Genomic DNA, 3,408 nt, shown 5'->3' on the forward strand with positions numbered 1-3,408 from the left:
GCCCCTGGGCGGAACCGCGCCCCTGGGCGGAACCGCGCCCCTGGGCGGAACCGCGCCCCTGGGCGGAACCGCGCCCCTGGGCGGAACCGCGCCCCCGGGAAAAGTACTCTCGGGAGGCATGACGCACAGCATGAGCGACCACACCGCCGGGCAGCCGGCGACGCCGGGGGACCCCGAGGGGATCGACCCGTCCGTCCTCGAGGAGCTGACCCGGTTGCGCGACAGCATCGACAACATCGACGCGGCCGTGGTCCATATGCTCGCCGAGCGCTTCAAGTGCACCCAGCAGGTCGGTCACCTCAAGGCCGCCCACCGGCTCCCCCCGGCCGATCCGACCCGTGAGGCGCGCCAGATCACCCGGCTGCGGCAGCTCGCCGAGAGCGCCAAGCTCGACCCCGGCTTCGCCGAGAAGCTGCTCAACTTCATCATCGCCGAGGTCATCCGGCACCACGAGACCATCGCGCGGTGCGACAACGGCACCGAGGGGCCCGAGGGCGCACTCCGGTAGTGCGCCCGGGTGACTGTCCGCCCCGGGCAACCACTTCCCACCCGTGTGCGGCCCGCCGCACGTAGGGCAGCATGTCCCCATGTCCGTACTGACGCGCGAGGAAGCGCAGCACCGAGCCCGCCTGATCGAGGTCCACCGCTACACCATCGACCTCGATCTCACCCGCGGGGAGGAGCTCTTCGGCTCCGTCACGACCATCCGCTTCAGCGCGCGCCAGGCGGGCGCGGACACCTTCGCCGAGCTCCAGCCGGCCGCCCTCCACCGCGCCGTGCTCGACGGCCGGGAGCTGGACCTCACCGGTGAGACCGCCGAGGCGCTCGCGGGCGGCCGGCTCCCGCTCACCGGGCTCAGCGCGGGCGAGCACGAGCTGCGCGTCGAGACCGATATGCGCTACTCCCACACCGGCGAGGGCATGCACCGCTTCACCGACCCGGCCGACGGTGAGACGTACCTCTACACCATGTGCTGCATGTCGGACGCGAACGACGTCTTCACCGCGTTCGACCAGCCCGACCTCAAGGCCGTCTTCGACGTCCGCGTCACCGCCCCGCCCGAGTGGACCGTCCTCGGCAACGGCATCGCCACCCGCGTCGGCGCCCCCGGGGAGGGCCGCTGGCAGCTCGCGCCCACCCCGCCCATCAGCACCTATCTGATGGCCCTGGCCGCCGGCCCGTACCACTCGGTGCGCACCGAGCACGCCGGACTCCCCTTCGGGCTGCATGTCCGCCGTTCCCTCGCGCCGTACCTCGAGGCCGACGCCGACGAGCTCTTCGACATCACCCGGCGCTGCTTCGACCGCTACCACGAGATCTTCGAGGAGCCGTACCCCTTCGACTCCTACGACCAGGCGTTCGTCCCCGAGTTCAACTCCGGCGCCATGGAGAACCCGGGCCTGGTCACCTTCCGCGACGAATTCGTCTTCCGCTCCGCCGTCACCGACGCCGAGCGCCAGACCCGCGCCATGGTCATCGCCCATGAGATGGCCCATATGTGGTTCGGCGACCTCGTCACCATGAAGTGGTGGGACGACATCTGGCTGAACGAGTCCTTCGCCGAGTACATGGGCTACCAGATCCTCACCGAGACCACCCGCTTCACCGACACCTGGGCCGACTTCGGCGTCCGTCGCAAGAACTGGGGCTACGACGCCGACCAGCGCCCCTCCACCCACCCGGTCGCCCCCGTGCCCGAGCTGGTCCCCGACACCGCCGCCGCCCGCCTCAACTTCGACGGCATCTCCTACGCCAAGGGCGCCTCCGCGCTGCGTCAGCTCGTCACCTGGCTCGGCGAGAAGACCTTCCTCGACGGCATCAACGACCACTTCACCCGGCACCGCTTCGGCAACGCCACCCTCGCCGACTTCATCGACTCGCTCGCCCGCTCCTCCGGCCGTGACGTCCACGCCTGGGCCGATCGCTGGCTGCGCACCACCGGTGTCGACACCCTCGCGCCGGTCGTCACCGCCAACGGCGACCGGTGGAGCGCCGAGATCCGCCACCAGGGCGGCGGCCCGGACGGGGACGCCCCCACCCGGCGCCCGCACCGCATCGCGATCGGCCTGTACGACCACGCGCCCGCCGCCCCGCACCAGCTGGTCCTGCGCGAGCGCGTCGAGGCCGAGCTCGACGGCGCCGAGCCCGGCCTCAGCCTCTCCTTCACCGGCCCCCGCCCCGATCTGCTGCTGCTGAACGACGGCGACCTCACCTACACCAAGATCCGGCTCGACCCCGCCTCCTGGAAGGCCGTCCACCGCTCGCTGTCCGGCCTCCCCGACGCCGTCAGCCGCGCCGTGGTCTGGAACGCCGCCCGCGACATGGTGCGCGACGGCGACCTGCCCGCCACCGACTACCTCGAGGCCGCCCGCGCGCATCTGCCGCACGAGACCGACATAGCGATCGTCCAGGGCGTCCTCGCCTTCGCCCGTACCCAGATCGCCGACCGCTACCTCCCCGCGGACCGCCGCCCCGCCGCGCTGGCCACCATCCGCGCCACCTGCCGCGATCTGCTGCGCCGCACCGAGGACGGCTCCGGGGACGGGCTGCGGCTCGCCGCCGTCCGTACGTTCATCGGCAGCGCCACCGCGCCCGCCGAGCTCAGCGACTGGCTCGACGGCGACACCGTCCCCGGCGGCCCCGCCCTCGACCCCGAGCTGCGCTGGCAGATCCTCGGCCGCCTCGCCGTCCTCGGCGCCGTCGGCCCCGCCGACATCGACGCCGAACGCGCCCGCGACTCCAGCGCCACCGGCCAGGAGGGCGCCGCCCGCTGCCGGGCCGCCCTGCCGGACGCCGCCGCGAAGGAGGCCGCGTGGCAGACCCTCTTCGGGGACGGGGAGGACGACCGGCACACTGACGGCCGGCACACTGACTGTCAGGGAGCCGACGGTCAGGGGGCCGAGCTCTCCAACTACCTGGTCACCGCGACCGTCGCGGGCTTCTGGCAGCCCGAGCACCACGACGTCCTCGCCGACTACGTGCCGCGCTACTTCCCGGCCGCCGTCGCGCTCGCCGCCCGCCGGGGCCCCGCCATCGCCGACACCGTCGCCCGCTTCGGCTTCCCGAGCACCGTGGACGCCGAAACCCTGCGCCTGGGCGAGGAGTGCCTCGCCTCCCCCGACGCCGTACCCGCCCTTCACCGCCGCTTCGCCGACCAGATCGACGATCTGCGGCGCGCCCTGCGCGTACGGGAGAAGCAGGGCGGCTGACCCCGCGCCGGCGGGGACGGCGAGGGCGCTCGGTCGCCCCGCCGCCCCGGCCGCGCGGTGATGGGGTGGGGCCGGTCAGCCCGGGGTGTCGGCGAGCCGGGTGATGAGAGCCTGTGTCATATCCCCGGCCGGGCGTGCGGCGTCTGGCACGCTCCCCCGGCTACCGCTGGGAGGTGCCCCCTCTCGCGGCGTTGCCGAA

General features: G+C 73.4%; 2 protein-coding genes. Both read left to right on the forward strand.

The window, feature by feature from the left end:
- Positions 1–118 precede the first annotated feature (118 nt).
- Positions 119–508, forward strand: a complete 390-nt coding sequence (locus ACFXB5_RS53090; RefSeq protein WP_385223181.1) for a chorismate mutase — start codon at positions 119–121, stop codon at positions 506–508.
- A gap of 79 nt (positions 509–587) precedes the next feature.
- On the forward strand, positions 588–3,209 hold the full coding sequence (pepN, locus tag ACFXB5_RS53095) for an aminopeptidase N (RefSeq protein WP_385223183.1): 2,622 nt from the start codon (positions 588–590) through the stop codon (positions 3,207–3,209).
- Positions 3,210–3,408 lie beyond the last annotated feature (199 nt).

It is taken from the genome of Streptomyces sp. NPDC059455, assembly GCF_042750115.1.
Classification (GTDB): domain Bacteria; phylum Actinomycetota; class Actinomycetes; order Streptomycetales; family Streptomycetaceae; genus Streptomyces; species Streptomyces endocoffeicus.

Excerpts from the sequence above, each read along its gene's own strand:
- ACFXB5_RS53090 (WP_385223181.1), top strand. The coding sequence starts at position 119 with ATGACGCACAGCATGAGCGACCACACCGCCGGGCAGCCGGCGACGCCG.
- pepN (WP_385223183.1), top strand. The coding sequence starts at position 588 with ATGTCCGTACTGACGCGCGAGGAAGCGCAGCACCGAGCCCGCCTGATC.